Annotated in this window: 17 protein-coding genes; all 17 read right to left on the bottom strand. The window is 45.6% G+C overall.

The window, feature by feature from the left end; genetic code table 11:
• Nucleotides 1–1,131 carry a polysaccharide pyruvyl transferase CsaB gene (csaB, locus tag BLS49_RS15745; RefSeq protein WP_091232539.1) on the bottom strand — a complete coding sequence of 377 codons (1,131 nt, stop codon included), beginning with the start codon at nt 1,129–1,131 and terminating at the stop codon, nt 1–3.
• Nucleotides 1,104–3,122 carry a DUF5693 family protein gene (locus tag BLS49_RS15750; protein ID WP_091232546.1) on the bottom strand — a complete coding sequence of 673 codons (2,019 nt, stop codon included), beginning with the start codon at nt 3,120–3,122 and terminating at the stop codon, nt 1,104–1,106. The genes csaB and BLS49_RS15750 overlap by 28 nt, the downstream gene beginning before the upstream one ends.
• Nucleotides 3,123–3,352: 230 nt before the next feature.
• Nucleotides 3,353–5,071, bottom strand: coding sequence for a phospho-sugar mutase (locus BLS49_RS15755; RefSeq protein ID WP_091232549.1), 1,719 nt, complete (start codon nt 5,069–5,071; stop codon nt 3,353–3,355).
• 70 nt (nt 5,072–5,141) lie between these two features.
• A complete protein-coding gene (fabZ, locus tag BLS49_RS15760) occupies nt 5,142–5,564 on the bottom strand; it encodes a 3-hydroxyacyl-ACP dehydratase FabZ (RefSeq protein WP_091232552.1) in 423 nt (140 codons plus the stop codon).
• Between the two features lie 319 nt (nt 5,565–5,883).
• Nucleotides 5,884–6,084 carry a DNA-directed RNA polymerase subunit beta gene (locus tag BLS49_RS15765; protein WP_091232555.1) on the bottom strand — a complete coding sequence of 67 codons (201 nt, stop codon included), beginning with the start codon at nt 6,082–6,084 and terminating at the stop codon, nt 5,884–5,886.
• 11 nt (nt 6,085–6,095) lie between these two features.
• Nucleotides 6,096–6,917 carry a flagellar hook-basal body protein gene (locus tag BLS49_RS15770; protein WP_091232559.1) on the bottom strand — a complete coding sequence of 274 codons (822 nt, stop codon included), beginning with the start codon at nt 6,915–6,917 and terminating at the stop codon, nt 6,096–6,098.
• Nucleotides 6,918–6,927: 10 nt separating this feature from the next.
• Nucleotides 6,928–7,824, bottom strand: a complete 897-nt coding sequence (locus tag BLS49_RS15775; RefSeq protein WP_091232562.1) for a flagellar hook-basal body protein — start codon at nt 7,822–7,824, stop codon at nt 6,928–6,930.
• Nucleotides 7,825–7,924: 100 nt separating this feature from the next.
• The gene (gene mreB, locus BLS49_RS15780) at nt 7,925–8,923 is read right to left on the bottom strand and encodes a rod shape-determining protein (protein WP_091232566.1); all 999 of its coding nucleotides are present in this window, start codon (nt 8,921–8,923) and stop codon (nt 7,925–7,927) included.
• Between the two features lie 283 nt (nt 8,924–9,206).
• Nucleotides 9,207–9,491: a sporulation transcriptional regulator SpoIIID gene (gene spoIIID / locus BLS49_RS15785; protein WP_091232569.1), complete on the bottom strand. Its 285-nt coding sequence runs from the start codon at nt 9,489–9,491 to the stop codon at nt 9,207–9,209.
• 180 nt (nt 9,492–9,671) lie between these two features.
• Nucleotides 9,672–10,427 (bottom strand): M23 family metallopeptidase, encoded by a 756-nt coding sequence (locus tag BLS49_RS15790; protein WP_091232572.1) that lies wholly within the window; start codon nt 10,425–10,427, stop codon nt 9,672–9,674.
• Nucleotides 10,428–10,519: 92 nt separating this feature from the next.
• Entirely contained in the window at nt 10,520–11,836 is a 1,317-nt protein-coding gene (gene spoIID / locus BLS49_RS15795; RefSeq protein WP_245742471.1) for a stage II sporulation protein D, read from the bottom strand.
• A gap of 641 nt (nt 11,837–12,477) precedes the next feature.
• Nucleotides 12,478–13,824 (bottom strand): UDP-N-acetylglucosamine 1-carboxyvinyltransferase, encoded by a 1,347-nt coding sequence (gene murA, locus BLS49_RS15800; protein ID WP_091232575.1) that lies wholly within the window; start codon nt 13,822–13,824, stop codon nt 12,478–12,480.
• A 306-nt stretch (nt 13,825–14,130) separates the two neighbouring features.
• A complete protein-coding gene (locus tag BLS49_RS15805; protein ID WP_091232579.1) occupies nt 14,131–14,382 on the bottom strand; it encodes a DUF1146 family protein in 252 nt (83 codons plus the stop codon).
• Nucleotides 14,383–15,153: 771 nt separating this feature from the next.
• Nucleotides 15,154–15,561 carry a F0F1 ATP synthase subunit epsilon gene (locus BLS49_RS15810; RefSeq protein WP_091232582.1) on the bottom strand — a complete coding sequence of 136 codons (408 nt, stop codon included), beginning with the start codon at nt 15,559–15,561 and terminating at the stop codon, nt 15,154–15,156.
• 77 nt (nt 15,562–15,638) lie between these two features.
• Complete coding sequence (gene atpD, locus BLS49_RS15815) at nt 15,639–17,039, bottom strand: F0F1 ATP synthase subunit beta (protein WP_091232585.1); 1,401 nt, start codon at nt 17,037–17,039, stop codon at nt 15,639–15,641.
• A 25-nt stretch (nt 17,040–17,064) separates the two neighbouring features.
• The gene (gene atpG, locus BLS49_RS15820) at nt 17,065–17,925 is read right to left on the bottom strand and encodes an ATP synthase F1 subunit gamma (RefSeq protein ID WP_091232588.1); all 861 of its coding nucleotides are present in this window, start codon (nt 17,923–17,925) and stop codon (nt 17,065–17,067) included.
• Between the two features lie 163 nt (nt 17,926–18,088).
• The gene (gene atpA / locus BLS49_RS15825) at nt 18,089–19,603 is read right to left on the bottom strand and encodes a F0F1 ATP synthase subunit alpha (protein ID WP_091232594.1); all 1,515 of its coding nucleotides are present in this window, start codon (nt 19,601–19,603) and stop codon (nt 18,089–18,091) included.
• Nucleotides 19,604–19,608 lie beyond the last annotated feature (5 nt).

Raw genomic sequence — 19,608 nt, forward strand, 5'->3', positions numbered from 1 at the left:
TCATCCCCTGCTTAGTAAATATTCAGCGATGCGATGCGCAGGCAATCTTGCTTCTCGCTTCAGTCCAGCAATTTTTGCAGCATGTGCATTACGCCATGCTTCTCCTTCTATGAGAAGCCGCTCCCCTTGCGAAGCAACAATCCTTGGATCAAGGTCATCGCTTGTACCGATCGGTACGCTGCCAATGCGACCCAGGAAATGATCAATCTTCGGATCATATGAAATGCCGAGGAGCGGAATTTCCTGCGAAGCCGCATAGATCAAGCTGTGGAGCCGCATGCCGATGAGCAGCTGGCAGCGACTCACCTCCCGGAGCATCTCCTGCGGATGCTCCGTCTCCGCCGCAATGCTGACAGTGCTTCCGTGTTCTGCCACATTTCCGATGCGTTCGAGACAGAAGCGCGATGCTTCGTCATCACCTGGGAAATGAAACGGCAGAAAACGGATATGCACCGATTTGCGGCGGCTAAGCGCAGCCAGGCCTTCGGCCAGCTTCGCAAGCTCGGTCCGATCAGGGTTCCAGAAGCGGACCGATACACCGATCACAGGCAACTCCTGTTCGTCAGTTGGGTTAAGGTCTTGACCCGAGTCAGACAAAATCATTCCCATAACCGGGTCCGGCACAACATTGATGTCTCTATGATCGATGCCCATATTGCGAAGCAATTCAGCCGACTCAGAATCTCTGACAGAAATATATTCACTGCGACGAAATGCCGAGGAGATCAGCGGATAGAACAGCTTTCGATTTACCGGCCCAATTCCCTGTGCATAAATAAATGTCGGTTTACGCAACCACTGAGCCAGCTTGATAACCCCAACATAATAAGGAATTGATCCAAGTCCTGTCGCATCCTGCAGCAGACTTCCGCCTCCACTGATAAGACCGTCACTGTTCTTTATAGCCTTCCTTACATCCCCTAATTTCATCCGATGTACAGCTTCTACACCATAAGTACGGCTAGTCCACTCTGGGTCAATCGAGAGCACTACAGGCTTAATATCGGTCCCGGATTCTTCGCCTGCTTCCTTCAAAGCAGTAAGGATCGATTGTAGCACTGCTTCGTCCCCACTATTACGGTATCCGTAATATCCAGAAAGAACTATTGTTCGCGAAGTCCTGGTGACCATTTATCCCAGCACCTTTCAATAATATACCAAATTAATATTGCGATTAAGCCGACGATGAGTCCCATACCAAGCCCAAGGACACCACGAATAAGTGAAAGCTTGGCTGGTGTATGGATATGAGCAAATGTATCCACCATCGACAATTGTCCCATAACTGCAATGATCATAGCGTATAAAGCAAATCTGTAACGGAACGCCGCAAAAATACCGACCAGGAACAATGGGTGCGCAAGTAAAAATTCCTTGTTGCGCGGACGCACGCCAAAGGTGTTCTCCAGGAAGGAACGGAACATCGCTTCCCCAGGAAGGAGAGTTCCTGCATTGCCAGTTCTGGACAGATAATAAAGTGCTGCCACACCAAGCACTCCCGCAACCGCTACCCATAGCAGAGTAATCGGCATGCGAAGCCATTGGCGCAATTCCTGCCATACCGATGTACCCTGATATAGGAACACGTAAATGGCGATTAGCAAAATTGGAGCAAGGTGCAAGAGGCTAACTCCTCTGAACTGATCAAGCACCAGACTGTAGGTAATATTGTTAAGCAGCGCAATTACAAATGGTACCGCAGCCAATGACAGCAACGATGTCTTAACATATAAAACGATCGTATGAGTCAATCTTCTGCTCCCTGAAATTTCAGGATGAGAATGATTAATGTCTTTTACTTTACGTACTGCTAGTACCATCGCAATCGTCGGAGCACTAATAGCAACAGCCAGTGCAAGAGTTTGCTCCAATAGTGTAGTTTTTAGCACGTACAATCCTGCAGCTCCCAGCAGTCCGATAAAGAACGAAATCAGAGTTAACGGTGCAACATAGATCGACACAAGTAACGCACAGAAAGCAATTCCGCCTAGAACAACCAAGGCTTTCAAATATGTCTGCCACGATGAATCATAGACATGGAAAGCTTCTGCCTGACCAAATTCAAATCCGTTATTCTCAATACGTTTAATAGCTTTACCCGGCTCTTGAAGGGTATTGATCAGATTATCGATTTGGTTCGTAACCGCTGCTTTGGATGCATCCTTAGATGGTGACACATTCAAGTAGATCATGCGAATATTCCGGTCTTTAGTAGCGAGAACAAAACGATCTGATAAAGTAGCTGTATCCTGACTAGCATCAGTATCAGGCAGTGAATGCAAACGCACCACGTTATAATCAGTTAAATATGCCAATTTGTTAAAACCTTTTTGTGGAGCTTTCAAGCCCTCAATCACAGCAATTCCAATGTTATGCTCTTTTAGCAAGTCTGCAAATCCTTGCAGGCTGTTCATGGATTCATTATCCTTGTAGCCTTTTACGGCCTCGCCATCAAATAAAATACGTGTAACTCCCTGTTCAGCGAAAAACGAAAGTTCTTCTTCCATTTGTGCTTGATCATAGGCAATATTGTCTGACAATCTAGGTAAAATATTAAAGCCTTTTTCCCGCAGCATCGCTATAGCTACAGGATCAATTGGCAAGGGCTTCAGCAATGCTTCATCCATCCCCATCCCAATCACAAGACCGGAATAATTCTGATTGTGCCATGGCGACACAGTTACATTTATTTTCCGGAATGACTCCTCAATCATCGGAGAGAGCTTCTCCGCGTATTCAGGATCCGTAAAAGCAATGTATGTGTAGTTGCCATCCGCAGAAATAAGGGATTGATTCATTTTGGCAACATCAAGTGCACTGAAAACCATAATGCGCCGCGCCTTTGACAATTCATCAAGCGTGCTTTCAAACATCGCCATTGTGTTAATGCCAGCCTCTTTCAAACGATCAAGCTGTTCATCTAAATATGCACTCGGGTTTGCCTGATAGGTTGCTACATCTAACAAACCGCGATAATTGAAAACAAACTCTACCTTGTCTGCAGACGATTCCGTCTGCACCCGCTCATAGATCACAGGTAAGGAAGACACCATTCCGACAATAACAAGTATCCATAACCATTTGCGGGAAGCGTTATTCCACCGCTGCCAACGTTGAATCACAAAGGGTACCTCCTCAAGTGTGTAAAAAATAACTGCTAAAATCAAATTAGATCATGATGACTATAAAGACAATTTTTGTTGGAAACATAGGTGTTGGAGATGCTGGTTAAAGCAATAATAGTTGTCTTTGCTAATTTAACCAAATGATCATAAAAACATGAAATAGTGCGTGCAAAGCCATTACTGTAATCGCATTATCCCAACACCCTGAATCCAATTAAAACAGCAAATCAAGCGTCAACGCGTGATAATACTTCTTCCTGAAGACGGTTAATTCTGGCTTCAGCGTCCTCTCCCGAAGTGCCGCGAACAGCAAAATAGAATTTGATTTTTGGTTCTGTACCAGATGGACGCAGACAGAACCATGAACCATCCTCAAGCAAAAACTTCAATACGTTTTCTTGTGGCAAGCCATCAAGACCTAGCGAGTAATCAAGCACTTCAGAAACTGTAATGCCTGCGACTTGCTTCGGAGGATTAGTACGGAACTCATTCATCAATGCTCCGATTTGGGCCAGACCATCTTTACCCTTCAAAGTACGTGAAGCGAGCGCCTCGCGATAGTAACCGTATTGTTGGTACAATTCTTCCAGTACATCAATCAGCGTTTTGCCTTGTTGCTTGTAAAAAGCAGCTGCTTCACAAATGAGGGTGGAAGCTACCACAGCATCTTTATCACGGGCATAGTTGCCGGCGAGATAGCCATAGCTTTCCTCGTAACCGAACAAATAAGTGTACTCACCCGATTCATCAAACTGGTTCATTTTCTCACCAATATATTTAAATCCAGTCAATGTATTGAACACTGTAGCGCCATAATGACGGGCAATTGATGCGCCAAGTTCACTAGTTACGATCGTTTTAACTACTGCGCCATTAGCTGGAAGCTTGCCATGTTCCTTCATTTGACTCAATACATAATGAACGAGAATTGAACCGGATTGGTTGCCAGTTAAAATTTCATATTCTCCATCAGCCGTTCTAACAACCGCGCCCATACGGTCTGCGTCAGGGTCAGTACCGATCAGAATATCAGCTCCGATCGTCTTTCCAAGCTCAATCGCCATAGCGAATGCTTCCCGTTCCTCGGGATTTGGAGATTTAACGGTTGTAAAATTACCATCAGGAAGTTCCTGCTCTTTTACAATATGAACGTTATTGAAGCCTATTTTCTCAAGTGCACGACGTACTGGAATATTACCTGTTCCATGCAATGGTGTGAATACAACAACCAGATCATTAGCTGCACCAGATGCCATTAACTCAGGGTTTACACTTGCTCCTGCCACTGTGTCTGCAAATGCCTCATCTTCCGCTTCACCCAACCATACCAAAAGTCCTTTGGACTCAGCTTCCTCACGGCTCAAGCGTTTGACTTCCTGCAATGAATTCAATTTCTGAATATTCTCGATTACACGCTCTGCCTCAGACGGTACGAGCTGACATCCAGTAGCATTATATACTTTGAACCCATTATACTCAGGAGGATTATGGCTGGCTGTAATTACGATCCCACCTGTTGCGGATAACTTGCGGACAGAGTATGACAATTGTGGAGTTGGACGAAGTGATGGATACAGCTTGGCCACGATTCCATTGCCTGCCAGAACTAATGCTGATTCAAGAGCAAATTCCGGTGAAAAATGACGGCAATCATGTGCGATGACTACTGAAGGTTGACCTTCTTTGTCACCGTGTGATTCCAAAATATATTTAGCAAAGCCTTGAGTTGCGCGAGCGATCGTATAACGATTCATTCGATTACTCCCCGCTCCAATGACTCCGCGAAGACCGCCGGTTCCAAATTCCAAATCACGATAAAAGCGATCCTCAAGCTCTGCCTGATTACTCTCAAGATCACGCAGCTCCTGCTTGGTGTTTTCATCAATGGAAGCATCATTTAACCAACTATCTAGTTTATCTTTAACCGCTAAGCTAAGTTCAGCCATGGTTTGTACTCCTCCTTGGATTTATGTCTAAGTTTCTATCCAGTATTATTCTAATACAAATGCATGCAGCTCAGGACAAAGCAAACATGATTTCGCCTTCGGCTACAACCTTGTCTTCCACTTTAGCCACAGCATGGCCTTTGCCGATAGAGCCTTTGAGACGAGTAATTTCTACTTCGAGACGAAGCGTGTCTCCTGGAACAACCTGCCCGCGAAAACGGAATCCATCCAGCCCTGCCAAAAAACCGATTTTCCCACGATTAGCTTCTACATTTAAAATAGCAGCCGCTCCTACCTGAGCAAGGGCTTCAGTAATCAGAACACCAGGCATAACGGGATATTCCGGAAAATGACCTGTAAAAAACGGTTCATTGATGGTCACATTTTTGATTCCTACTGCTCGTTTGCCTTCCTCCATCTCAATAATGCGATCAACCAGCAAAAACGGTGGGCGATGGGGAATAATTTCTTGAATTTGTTTAACATCCAACATATGTAATTCTCCTTTCCAACTATTCTAATGTTCAAATTCATACTTGTCATTTCATGATCAGTCTTCATTGTATAAAGATTGTAAGGGACGGCAACACTGTAACTATCCTTCGTGCCTGCAGAAGCGAAGGTTAAGATAAGGGGCTTATCCGTGAACCGGTAATATACCGATGCTCGGATAGAGCCCTTTTGTATCATCTTGTGCATACAGTCCTACATCATTATACATTTTCCGCATATAAAAAGAAAACTCCCGTATTTCGGGAGTATTCGGTAACAAATGTCACATTTATTGTATTATTTATCATTAACAAATGCAGTTATGGAGCAAATACCAAATCGAATACATGCCTCCAAGTGCTCCATTGCAGAGCATCACTCATATCCTGTTTTCCAAACACAGTGTAACCTACAATCATACCGCCAACCAGTGCAATAATAAGAAGCAGCAAGACTAATACCAGACGCAAAAGCACTTTCCATCCAGAGCGTCTTGTGACTTCTTCATTTTTCTTGGCCATTAGACTACCACCTAACCGCGGAGGTTGTTGGCCAAACTCATCATCGTTTCACTAGAAGTCAGTGCACGAGCCGCAAGCTGGTATACACGCTGAACTTGCATCAATTCCGCCATTTCGTCTGTTAGATTTACGTTAGAGGCTTCAACGGCTCCCTGACGCAGTGAGGCACGCTGCTCTTGTGGCAACGAAGCTGTATCTACAAGAACATCCCCTTCATTTGCTCCAAAAGTCAGTGCATAAAGATTCCCATCCATTTGTTCCAGTGCATGAGGCCGAATAGGCGTAAGAAGCTGAATGCGACCAGCACTTACGACTTCCGTACCGGTAGCGGCCAGAACGATACCCTCGCTGCTAATTTGCAACTTGGAACCAGCTGGAACAGTGATACGATCGCCATCTGCATTCAATACATAATTGCCTTCTTTAGTAACCAGGTAAGCAGACTCTGGATTTTGAGGATCAGGCTGAATATGAAAATCACCCGCTCTAGTGTACGCCTTAACTCCGTCCCCTGTTAAAACCGCAAACAATGCGTTTCCTTCAATCGCCAGATCCGTCTCGTTGCCTGTCTCTTTAATTGATCCTTGAGTAAAGTTGGTTGCAATTGTAGACATTCGCGAGCCAAAACCTAAATTAAAACCTGACGGTGTCGCGCGGCCTGGCAGCTGCATTTCAGATGTTTGCTTCTGAACTCGTGTCAAAGTATCTTCAAAAGAAGCTTCTTTACGCTTGTAACCCACGTTATCCATATTCGCAATATTGTCGGAGAGCAAATCCAGACGTTGCTGGATTCCACTCATAGATACCATAGCGCTAATCATGGAATTATTCATTCGACACCCCCTAGATACGTCCTATTTCATTAACTGCTTTGTCCAAGCTCTTATCATAATATTGGATAATCTTCTGATTTGATTCATATGCACGCTGCGCGGCCATCAGATCGACCATAGCTTGGGCCGTGTCCACGTTGGATCTTTCCAAGTAGCCTTGACGTACTTCTGCAGCATCCGCTTGATCAAGCTGGCGAATCCCTGCAGCTTCCTCATTATCGGCTCGATACATGCCATTTCCCTCACGAACCAGCTCCTGTGGCTTATTGATGACGGACACGCCAAGAGTGGCAACTACTTGCGGCGTGTTGTTATCATAAGATATCAATCTACCCATGCTATCGCTCTTGAGATTATCAATACTTTGACCGGCAGCAAGTACAATCGGATTGCCAGCAGCATCAAGCACCTGATATCCCATCGCGGTAAGCAATTCCCCGGCTGAATTTACTTTAAATCTGCCATCCTTAGTATATCTAACCTGATCATTATTATCTAAAACAGAGAAAAAAGCTTCCGGCCGATACATCACTTCGCCATCCTCTGTAACATATTTGCCAGATACGTCAAACACAATCGGTTGACCTGTTGCCGGATCGGTCAATCCTAAACTGGAAATCAGTGAAAAATCCGATGTTTTGTTCGTTTCATACAGATCTCCCTGCACAAACATAGGCAGGCTCTCCTCAGCAAACACACCCATTCCCAGCTTGCCGATTTTGCGGCTGCCTCCTGCAGTTTGAGCATCACCCATTAACGAAATCATTACTTCTGGAAAAGTATGCGATACTGCATTCACCTGCTTGTACCCAGGCGTATTAATGTTTGAGATATTTTGTGTCACCGTATCATGACGCCGCTGCTCTGTGATCATGCCGGATGCTGCTGTATAGAGTCCTCTTAACATGGACAACCCTCCAAAACTCGGTACTGACTACCGGTTCTAATCAATATATGACAACAGCCACTACAGGCTATTTTCAGTCCTACTTATATTTATCGGCGGATTAGAACTTTTTCTTAATGACTTTGTCCAAATTGTCGAGCATAATGCCTGTCCCTTTAACGACACAATGCATTGGATCTTCAGCAATGAGTACAGGAACGTGCAGCTCTTCAGCAAGGAGCTCGTCCAACCCACTAAGCAGAGCCCCACCGCCGGTCAAAATTACACCACGATCAATAATATCTGCGGACAATTCCGGTGGAGTGCGTTCCAGCACTGATTTGGCAGCAGTTACGATGGACGATACAGGATCAGACAGTGCTTCCTGTATTTCCGAAGAAGTAATCGTAAGCGTAAGCGGCAGACCGGATACCATGTCCCGACCGCGGATATCCATCTCGGATATTCGTCCACCCGGATGTACTGTTCCGATACCAATTTTGATATCTTCAGCAGTCCGTTCCCCGATCAATAGCTTGTACTTCGTTTTAATGTATTTAATAATGGCGGCATCGAATTTGTCACCAGCGATTTTGATAGACGAAGCCGTGACGATGTCCCCCATAGAGAGCACCGCCACATCCGTCGTTCCACCGCCGATATCGACAACCATGTTGCCGCTCGGTTCATAAATATCCATTCCGGCGCCGATTGCTGCTGCCTTCGGCTCCTCTTCCATAAAGACCTCTTTAGCGCCGCTTCGCTCTGCTGCTTCACGAATCGATTTCTGTTCAACCGAAGTGATATTGGTTGGTGCGCAGATCAAAATCCGGGGATGGCTGTACCAGCTTCTTCCCCCAATACGGTCGATAAAATGTTTTAACATGGTTTCCGTAATTTCAAAGTCGGCAATAACACCGTCTCTGAGCGGACGAATCGCAATAATATTTCCAGGTGTACGACCTACCATACGTCTAGCGTCTTCTCCAACTGCAAGCACTCGCTTTGCATCGCTATCAATCGCTACAACTGAAGGCTCGTCGAGAACTACCCCTTTTCCCTTGACATGTATCAGCACATTTGCTGTGCCCAAATCAATACCAATATCCTTGCTTATCATCACGATGCTCCCCCAAAGTGTATTTTGTGGACATCTGAAAGTACGGTTTTCCTAAACAAGACACCGTTCTTCAATGTCATTAAGTACGTTTTCAAAAATGTAAGTTATGTGGAAAATCGAGGTGCGTTTTCATTATTGTCGACATTCGACAGAACGGTGTAAAAATCTTTTATTATCGCTAATTACAGATAATTATCCACAAACTTATACCATATTTAAAAATACCATACTTTGGGGGATGTGTTCAATCATATTCCTCGCAAATAAACTTAATACTTACCCATTAATGAGCGGAGCTAATCACCTCACGTTTATTTTGACCTTTTTTCTTATACTTGATTTTTGTCGCTTCTCCTCCACGGAGATGTCTGATCGACTTATGGTATTCGAGAATGTGCTTGACCTGGTCTGCCAAATCCGGATTAATTTCCGGCAAACGCTCGGTTAAGTCTTTGTGCACCGTGCTTTTCGATACGCCAAATTCTTTGGCTATGGTCCGAACTGTATGCCGAGTTTCCACGATACAGCGACCTATTTTAATCGTCCGTTCTTTGATGTAATCGTGCACGCTCCCGCCTCCCTACTCGAGATAGTTTGGTACATTATATGAGGGGCGTGCCTATATATTCTTTGTTTACAAGCATGACAAGCCTTAGCGAGGCCAATTATTTTTACGTGCATACTGTTTGACAGGACAAAAAAGCGAAAAGCCTAAGCTCTCCGCTTTCTTCAAGTGCCCTTAAGCACCTTATTGATTTTTTGGCAGCACGGCAGTCGGATTCACCAGTTCACCATTTTCATAAATTGCAAAATGCACGTGATTGCCGAGATCCTTTTCGATCTCATTACGTCCTGCACTTGCAATTACGTCGCCTTGCTTCACTTCTGCGTCTTGCTTCACCTTCACATCAGCAACGCTCTCATAGACCGTCTTGAGATTGTTCGCATGTGTAATTTCTACAACAAAACCAAGCAGCGGTACTTCTTCAACTCTTGTTACCTTACCGCCCATCGCTGCTTTGACCTCGAAAGTCTGGTTGTCTTTTCTAGCCAAGTCAATACCCGTATTCGGAGTAAACGTGTCGTTGTACTGAACGAGCGCTGCCTGATGATCTTCTGCAGTTCCTTCTTTCTCATAGAAAGGCTTTACTACTGTAATTTCAGCAGCATTAGCCACCGGCCATGTCAGATCCTCTGCTACCGCAATCGTTTCAGTTGCTTTTGTTCCATCTGTGCCGCTCTCTTCTGTCGTCAGGCCCTGTTTATCAGGCATCTCCACAGCATCTGTTACACTGGCAGGTGTAGAATCCATTGGCTTTTGGCTGGCATCCTGATAGACCCACACTAAGGTTAGTATAATTGCCGCTGCTGCCACGTACGCTGCCGGGTAGACCCATCTCTTCGACAATACTTTCTTCCATGCGGACACCGGTACTACCGGCTCTCCCATTACATTTTTAGGAGATTCCTCACGGGTTTGTTTTTTGTTATTTTGTTCATTCATTTGGTATCACCTCAGTAACCATTGTTACCGCGGCTACTTCTTTTATACTTGGTTTATATCATTTATTTTCGAGAGTGATAATGAGAGTCAGATTATTGACCTGCCTGCTGAAAAGAAATGCCTGTGTAATAGTGTTTGAGAATTTGAGTGGTAGTATATCCCTCCTTAGCCATACCATTGGCTCCCCATTGACTCATGCCAACGCCATGCCCGCTTCCGTAAGTCGTAATCTTCACTTCTGAATTGCTAGCCTTGATAGTAAATTGGCTTGATCTCAGGCCTAGCTTCTCTCTAACTTCCCGACCGGTATAAACTTTATCGCCAATCCGTATTTCGTTTACTCTTCCTCCCGGCGTGGTAGAGATCATTTGGAACGTTTTGCGAGAAGCCTCTTTGTTGTTTATAGCGGGCTCGGCAGGTATTTGCTGCCCCAGCTTTTCAAATACCTCCTCTAAAGATAGAGTTACTGTTACCTGGTTCTTCGGATTCATTTTGGCATCCCAAGGACTTGATACGCTGCGAAGATAGGGGACTTTCAGGTTCCAGTAATCCTCTGAGTTTTCAGTATAGCCCCCGCTGGCAGAGAAAAAGGCCGCCGTAATCGGCTTCCCTTTGTACGTCATAATTATTCCCTTTGTATCGGCCACTGCCTTTTGAAGCTTTTCTAGTTGAGCCTCTTTACCTTGCTGTGCCCATTTTTTCAATTCCGCTTGGGACAAATAGGCCTGGTGATCTACGCTATCCACCACATCGGCCTTGCCGTTCGGGACGCCGCTCGTATTCTTCGATTGCAGCCGCGAGATAATGTAGGTGCGAGCGGCGATGGCTTGCGCTTTAAGCGCATCAAGATCAAAGTCTGCCGGCATTTCAGCGGCTAGCACGCCGGTCACGTACTGCTCGAGCGGCAGCGTCTCGACTGTGCGGGTACGCGTCAGATATACGCGCACCTGCGTGTCGTCTGCAGGCGAGGCCTCCGCAGGAGCGAGCCGCCCTGCGCCGCCAGCAGCGCCTTGCTGCGGGGCGGCGCTATTCGCCTGCGCGGCGGCGGCCGCGGCCGCGTCAGGCACTTGCGCCGCAGGCGCAGGTGCGCGGCCCGCAAGCAGCGCAGGCAGCAGCACCGCGAGCGCGCTTAGCGCCGCCATGCTGGCGGCGAGCGCCCCGAACCTTCTGCCGCCGTGGCGGAAGGAGGTTCGGGAGCGTGCGCGCGGTGCCGGGGCGAGGCGCAGCCGCGCCGGCACCGGGCCGGCGGCACTATGTGCTGCCGGCGGCTGCATGGGCTGGCTCGCTGCTGGGCCAGCCCATTCATGCTGCGCTTCACGCACACCCTTGTGCTTCTCCGCCGTCAGTTTAACAGTGATGACATTAGTTTTCTTATCATCTATATTTCTTTCATTTTTCATTTCCTCCATCTCACCGTACCTCCATCCACCTTCACGCTGCATTGTAAGCGAATTGACCAGAGCATAACCCTATCTTTTTCCTCGTTATACTTTTTGCTCAATATACTTATAGATATGAGTGCGATGAATCTGATAGAACTCTCAGGAGCATAGTAATCTACAATATTGATAAAAACGGTCTGTCCCAAAAGTAGGTTTACTGTGTCAAAACTAGAAATAGCGGTGCAAGGAAGACGATCCCTGCACCGCTTGACCCCGCACATTTTATGACCGTATCTCAAGTGTAATAGTGTCATGATGCGGAATTTCTGAAATTCCTGCAAATGTGCAGGCTTTGTTTATGTAAAGTCTCTAAATGCCCTAAATTGCTGCAAATGTGCAGGCTTTCTCTAAGGATTCTCTTCAAACTAGTCTATTCTGAACCATATTGCTGCATTTTTGCAGGCTTTTGTTCATCCTTTCATGGCTGCTTTTATAAAATTGCATTTTTGCAGCTTTTCCTGATATCTTGCCCTTCCACTGCTAAAAAAGAAGCGCCCCTCAAAGTTATCCTAGATAACTTTTGGGACGACCTCTTCTGTAATTTACTACTAAAAAAAGACCATGAGAGCTTAAAACTAAGCTCAGCATGGTCTTCATTTGATATGATTTTATGCCATAGTTGGCTGTATTTTGAGAACTGGCTTTTCACCATGTGTGGATACTGAAACTTTAGCTGGTTCAGCCACTACTTCCTTCTCTTCAAAAATACGCCAAATGTCTGCGCCGAGTCCTGACAGTTTTTCCGCAAGGTGTACATAACCGCGATCAATATGATGGGTTCCGCTCACCTCGGTCGTTCCGTCAGCAACAAGTCCTGCTATAATTAATGCCGCACCAGCGCGCAAGTCGGTAGCACATACCTTGGCTCCGCTCAGCTTTGCTCCACCAGTTACTATCGAACTGCGACCTTCCACTTTGATCTCCGCATTCATTAGACGGAACTGATCCACGTGCATAAAACGGTTTTCGAACACCGTCTCTGTCACTACACTAGTTCCTTCAGAGACAAGCAGAAGCGCCATCATTTGCGATTGCATATCTGTAGGAAATCCTGGGTATGGCAATGTTTTCACATCCACAGCCTTAAGCGGCTTATCGGCAGTCACACGCACGCCATTCTCTTGCGCTTCAATTTTAACGCCCATTTCCTCCAATTTGGAGATAATCGGACCCAAATGATCCGCAATTGCGCCCTCAACAAAAACGTTGCCGCCTGTCATCGCTGCTGCGATCATAAATGTTCCTGCTTCTACACGATCCGGGATTACTGTATGCTCTACACCACACAGTTTATCAACGCCTTCGATACGAATAATACCAGTACCCGCACCACGAACGATCGCGCCCATACCGTTCAAATAATTAGCAAGATCGACGATTTCCGGTTCTTTTGCTGCATTCTCAATGGTAGTCGTACCTTCTGCCAAAGCTGCAGCCATCATAATATTCTCCGTTGCACCTACGCTCGCGACGTCTAAATACACTTTCGCCCCACGCAATCTGCCATTCGATCTAGCTTCAATGAAACCTTGACCCAACGTGATCTCTGCACCCATAGCCTCAAAACCCTTTAGATGCTGGTCAATAGGTCTAGTTCCAATAGCGCACCCACCCGGCAACGAAATCCGCGTATAACCGGTACGAGTCAACAAAGGTCCCATGACGAGAAAAGATGCCCGCATTTTCCGTACCCATTCGTACGGAGCCTCACAGGAAGCAATATTCTGAGCGTCGACCGTAATAACTTCCCGATCATATGTAACGGTTGCTCCTAACGCTTCCAATACTTTATTAATAGTCATCACGTCATCCAGTGGAGGTGCATCACGAATAATGCTGACGCCTTCCTCACCTAATAAAGATGCTGCGATGATTGGCAGCACTGAATTTTTAGCTCCACTTACTTTAACGTTCCCGGTTAGTACTTTGCCACCGCGGACGATAAATTTGCTCATCTTGGTTCCCTCCGCGCGTTCATTTTCACCTATTTTTCTACTCGTTAGAAAAATGGTATCCCGCTCATTCCCTAAACTTCATCATATCATCTGTCATTTAAGGTACACAAGGCTCTAATCCTGTCGAATAATCGCATATAACTGAAAAATTTGCAATTTCTAAAAGCCTAGGCCACAAAAACGTCTCATTGTCCTTATTCACCATTCTTGACACAATGTTTTGATGTTATTCGACATTGTTCTCCTTAGTTCATTACATTTCACAGTTACTTTACATCATTTCATACTTTACAACAAATTAACATTTTAGAACATATAGCGAAGCATTTGTGTGTAACCCCAGTAATCGAGCACAAAGGCAGCAACAAAACGCCCCAGCACAATAGCTAGTAGCAGTTGAAGCAGTTTCCCTTGTGGCCCCTTAGGTTGGCGAATAAACAGATCCAGTTTGAGGTTTTGCAACGCCCACCAGGACAGGGCAATACAGGCTAGCGATATGAGAATTCCTGCTAAACCACCCACGCCTAAAGATGTGGATACAGAATCGGCCGGATTCACATGAGTTTCCTCCCCGTCACGTTATATTTATGCCAATTAGGTACAATTGGTTAATCGACACATACAACGCCCCAAAATAATGATGTTACATCCGTAAGATGTAGACCTTATATATCATACTTGCCAACGAGATAATAATCCAGCCTTTCTTTCGCCTGCAAGTGCTTCCATTCTTAACTAGTTTGTAATTATTTTGTTTTCACAATCCATACTTGTCTTAATTTTTGAAATAATTTACATATTGATTAAATTTCTTAACATATACTTAACCCAAATACTAATATATAACTTACTTCTAAGAAAAACGCCTGACAGCGTCCTTTTGCTGATTCCGATTTCCATACTTGAGTTTGGAGGGATGGGTATGGGGTTTCATCCGTTGTTAAAGGCAGGCTGTAAACTTTCCACCCCACACCTATCCTACTTGTTGAGGTAAACGTAGTTGCACAAAGTACATCTAAATCAGTGAAAATCGCCAGTTTTCGGAATTTAAGTGCCACAAGTACAATTAATTCCCTAATTCGTGCTCAAGAGGGAGGATCTCCACATATTAGTTGTAGTTTCTGCAACTAATTCTCCCACGCTCACTGTTAAAAGGCACCTTGTCCGCATGTTGCTTCAGGATATCATGGATACTCTCCTTGTATTGATTGTAAATCGTTTTTTGCTATAAGCTTCACTACGATAACTGGCTAAAGCCATAATAAAAACCGGACATCGTGTAGATGCCCGGCTCTTGCGGTAACATTAAAACACATTACCGGATTAGATTTAATGTTTAGCCTTGTCGGATACACTAATCCGAGTGATCGCTCTTTGTAAAGCCAGCTCCGCACGGCGATGATCGATACGATCCTGATTGACGGACAATCTCCGCTCAGCCCGTTCACGAGCAGCGACAGCCCGTTCCACGTCGATCTCTTCCGGCAGCTCTGCACTTTCCGCCAAGATGATTACTTTATCGCTTTGCACTTCAACGAATCCGCCATGCACGGCAATCGTAATTGTTTTTCCCCCGGTCTTAACCATGATTGGAGCAACCTGCAGGGGTGTCACAAAAGGAATGTGGCCTGGTAAAATACCAAGTTCCCCTTCAAGTCCGCGCACAGTCAAGCTCTCCACATCTTGTGAAAAGACGATATGCTCCGGTGTGACGATTTCTAATAAAAAGGTGCTCAACTTCATCCCTCCTGTTCGTGGGACGTTCATTTCTGAAGCATCCACCTTAACGGTGCGTGTTACGTGACGCTACACTATTACAGTGTCTTCGCTTTCTCAACAGCTTCTTCAATCGTACCTACGAAGAGGAAAGCTGCTTCCGGAAGATCGTCGTGTTTACCGTCGAGAATTTCTTTGAAGCTGCGTACAGTTTCAGCAATTGGTACATATTTACCTTTAAACCCTGTAAACTGTTCTGCTACGTGGAAAGGTTGCGACAGGAAGCGTTCAACCTTACGTGCACGCGCTACGAGCAATTTATCATCCTCGGACAATTCATCCATACCGAGGATCGCAATAATATCTTGAAGCTCTTTATAACGAGCCAGAAGCTGCTTAACGCCTTGTGCTACATTGTAATGCTCTTCGCCTACAATTTCCGGAGTCAAAATACGTGAGCTGGAAGCCAGCGGGTCCACGGCAGGGAAAATCCCTTTCTCGGAAATTTTACGTTCCAGGTTTGTCGTTGCATCAAGGTGAGCAAACGTCGTCGCTGGAGCCGGGTCAGTATAGTCATCCGCAGGAACGTAGATCGCCTGAATGGACGTAACTGAACCTTTTTTGGTTGAAGTAATACGTTCTTGAAGCTGACCCATTTCTGTTGCGAGTGTAGGCTGGTAACCTACGGCAGACGGCATACGTCCTAGAAGGGCGGATACTTCTGAACCGGCTTGGGTAAACCGGAAAATGTTATCGATAAACAGAAGCACGTCACGGCCCTCTTGATCACGGAAATATTCCGCCATTGTCAGACCTGTCAATGCTACACGAAGACGCGCACCAGGAGGCTCGTTCATTTGACCGAACACCATCGCTGTTTTATTAATAACGCCGGACTCTGTCATTTCCATGTAAAGGTCATTACCTTCACGAGTACGTTCCCCAACGCCTGCGAATACAGAAATACCGCCATGCTCTTGGGCAATGTTATTAATCAACTCTTGAATTGTTACGGTTTTACCTACGCCGGCACCACCGAAGAGACCAACCTTACCACCCTTTGCATAAGGAGCGAGTAAGTCGATAACCTTAATTCCAGTTTCCAAAATCTCGGATTGTGTAGACAAATCCTCGAATTTAGGAGGTTCGCGGTGGATTGGATTTCTAAGTTCTGTTGCTACTCCGCCCTTGTTGTCGATCGTTTCACCAAGTACGTTAAATACCCGGCTAAGCGTCGCTTCACCAACAGGAACAGAAATTGGAGCTCCTAAATCTACTGCTTCTGTTCCGCGTACGAGTCCGTCTGTTGAGGACATTGCGATACAACGAACCAGATTGTCGCCCAGATGATTGGATGCTTCCAGAATCAGATCGGCAGAACCATCTTCAGCGCCCTGCTTCACTATTTTAATAGCGTTGAAAATTTCCGGTAGTTGCCCACGTTCAAACTCAATGTCAACGACCGGACCCATTACACTAACAACGCGTCCTTTGTTCATCTTGTTCCCTCCTAAATCAGCTCTATTAGCTTTGCGCGTTCGCTCCAGCAACAATTTCCGTAATTTCCTGAGTAATTGCTGCTTGACGTGCACGGTTGTATGTCAGGGTTAGTTCGTTAATCATTTTCGAAGCGTTCTTCGTCGCACTACCCATTGCTGTCATCTTCGCCCCAAGCTCACTCGCTTTACCTTCAAGTAATGCACCATAAATAAGCGTTTCTGCATATTTAGGCAACAATACACTTAATACAGCTTCCGGTGACGGTTCATACTCGTATTCAGCCGTTCCGCCATCGTGCTCGACACTTTCAAAAGGAAGCAGTCGATCGACCGTAGGTTTTTGCGTAATGGCATTGATAAATTTACTGTAGCAAAGATATACCTCGTCATATTCTTCAAGTTCAAATCCTTGAACAGCAGCATATGCGAGAGACTTAATGTCAGCGAATTTAGGTGTGTCAGACAACTCAGTTATAGATTGAACGACCGGCAAATTGCGACGGGTAAAATAATCGCGTCCTTTACGACCAATTACAAAGAGACCATACTCCTCTGTAGAGGAATGTCTTTCTTTAATAAATTCGATCGTGTTCCGGAGCAAGTTCGCATTATAACCACCAACGAGACCGCCATCAGAAGTAATAACAATATAAGCCGTACGTTTCACGGGACGTGAGACGAGCATCGGATGTCTGGCATCGCTCGAACCAGCTGCGATACTGGACACCACTTCCTTAAGCTTCTCAGCGTACGGACGTGAGGCTTGCGCCTTGTCCTGAGCTTTTCTCAGCTTAGCAGAGGCTACCATCTCCATCGCTTTCGTGATTTGACGGGTATTCTGAACACTTTTGATCTGACGCTTAATTTCGCGCATCCCTTTTGCCATGATTTCACCACCTTCAAGTTTTGGCGTAGCCAAAACTACTTCGTAAGGATTAGCTTAACTTTGGCAAAGCCAAAGTTACTTCGTAAGCATATATACCACATACTCATCTATAGACCGGCTATTAGCTATCTGCTGATCGCCGGTCTATAAAGCGAGCTATTCGTTATACGGAAGTTGCAAAACCCTTCTTGAACTTCTCAATAACTTCTTTAAGTTTTGCTTCATTGTCAGCAACCAAATCTTTTGTATCACGAATGGATTGCAGCACTTCTCCATGCTGATTCTTCACAAAGGACAGGAATTCCGATTCAAAACGACGTACATCGCTGAGTGGAATATCATCCAAATATCCTTTAACAGCAGTGTAAAGACTCACTACTTGCTCTTCAACAGCAAGAGGCTGGTTTACACCTTGCTTCAGGATTTCCATCATACGGGAACCACGAGTCAGACGCGCTTGCGTAGACTTGTCAAGGTCAGAACCGAATTGTGAGAACGCTTGAAGCTCACGGTATTGAGCGAGGTCCAGACGCAGTGTACCTGCAACCTTTTTCATCGCTTTAATTTGCGCGGAGCCACCAACCCGGGATACGGAAATACCTACGTCAACCGCAGGACGTTGGCCGGAATAGAACAGGTCGGATACAAGGAAAATCTGACCGTCCGTAATCGAAATTACGTTAGTCGGAATATATGCGGATACGTCAGAAGCCTGGGTTTCGATAAATGGAAGTGCTGTAATGGAACCTCCACCCAACTCATCGCTCAACTTAGCTGCGCGTTCCAACAAACGGGAATGCAAATAGAAGACGTCACCAGGATACGCTTCACGGCCCGGAGGACGACGGAGCAGCAAGGACAATTCACGGTATGCTGCCGCTTGTTTAGACAAGTCATCATAAATAATGAGCGCATGCTCACCTTTGTACATGAAGTACTCGGCCATAGTAACACCAGCATATGGTGCAATATACAAGAGTGGTGAAGGTTCAGAAGCGGAAGCCGTTACTACAATCGTGTAATCAAGTGCACCATGACGACGAAGCGTTTCAACTACGTTAACAACGGTAGATTGCTTCTGTCCGATCGCAACGTAAATACATTTTACGCCGTTACCTTTTTGGTTGATGATTGTATCGATAGCGATAGCGGTTTTACCTGTTTGACGGTCACCGATAATAAGCTCACGTTGACCGCGGCCAATTGGAACCATGGCGTCGATAGCTTTAATACCTGTTTGCATAGGCTCATGAACGGATTTACGTTCAATTACACCTGGTGCATTGTTCTCTACTGGACGGAATTCAGTTGTTTCGATTGGGCCTTTACCATCAACTGGTTGACCAAGCGGATTTACAACACGCCCAAGCAGAGCATCACCTACTGGTACTTGCATGATTTGTCCTGTACGTTTTACTTGGTCGCCTTCACGAATTTCGCTATATGGACCAAGAATAACGACACCGACGTTACTTTCTTCAAGGTTGAGCGCAAGGCCGTAAACACCGTTTGCAAACTCAAGGAGTTCGTTAGCCATAGCATTCTCAAGTCCGTGGACACGGGCGATACCGTCACCTACTTGAATAACTGTGCCAACTTCGGCCACTTCGATTTCTGATTTATATTGTTCGATCTGACTTTTAATCAGTGTACTGATCTCTTCAGGTCTGATACTCAAGTGTT

The sequence above is a fragment of the Fontibacillus panacisegetis genome (assembly GCF_900102215.1).
Classification (GTDB): domain Bacteria; phylum Bacillota; class Bacilli; order Paenibacillales; family Paenibacillaceae; genus Fontibacillus; species Fontibacillus panacisegetis.

Excerpts from the sequence above, each read along its gene's own strand:
- csaB (WP_091232539.1), bottom strand. The coding sequence starts at position 1,131 with ATGGTCACCAGGACTTCGCGAACAATAGTTCTTTCTGGATATTACGGA.
- BLS49_RS15755 (WP_091232549.1), bottom strand. The coding sequence starts at position 5,071 with ATGGCTGAACTTAGCTTAGCGGTTAAAGATAAACTAGATAGTTGGTTA.
- fabZ (WP_091232552.1), bottom strand. The coding sequence starts at position 5,564 with ATGTTGGATGTTAAACAAATTCAAGAAATTATTCCCCATCGCCCACCG.
- BLS49_RS15765 (WP_091232555.1), bottom strand. The coding sequence starts at position 6,084 with ATGGCCAAGAAAAATGAAGAAGTCACAAGACGCTCTGGATGGAAAGTG.
- BLS49_RS15770 (WP_091232559.1), bottom strand. The coding sequence starts at position 6,917 with ATGAATAATTCCATGATTAGCGCTATGGTATCTATGAGTGGAATCCAG.
- BLS49_RS15775 (WP_091232562.1), bottom strand. The coding sequence starts at position 7,824 with ATGTTAAGAGGACTCTATACAGCAGCATCCGGCATGATCACAGAGCAG.
- mreB (WP_091232566.1), bottom strand. The coding sequence starts at position 8,923 with ATGATAAGCAAGGATATTGGTATTGATTTGGGCACAGCAAATGTGCTG.
- BLS49_RS15790 (WP_091232572.1), bottom strand. The coding sequence starts at position 10,427 with ATGAATGAACAAAATAACAAAAAACAAACCCGTGAGGAATCTCCTAAA.
- spoIID (WP_245742471.1), bottom strand. The coding sequence starts at position 11,836 with ATGGAGGAAATGAAAAATGAAAGAAATATAGATGATAAGAAAACTAAT.
- murA (WP_091232575.1), bottom strand. The coding sequence starts at position 13,824 with ATGAGCAAATTTATCGTCCGCGGTGGCAAAGTACTAACCGGGAACGTT.
- atpD (WP_091232585.1), bottom strand. The coding sequence starts at position 17,039 with ATGAACAAAGGACGCGTTGTTAGTGTAATGGGTCCGGTCGTTGACATT.
- atpG (WP_091232588.1), bottom strand. The coding sequence starts at position 17,925 with ATGGCAAAAGGGATGCGCGAAATTAAGCGTCAGATCAAAAGTGTTCAG.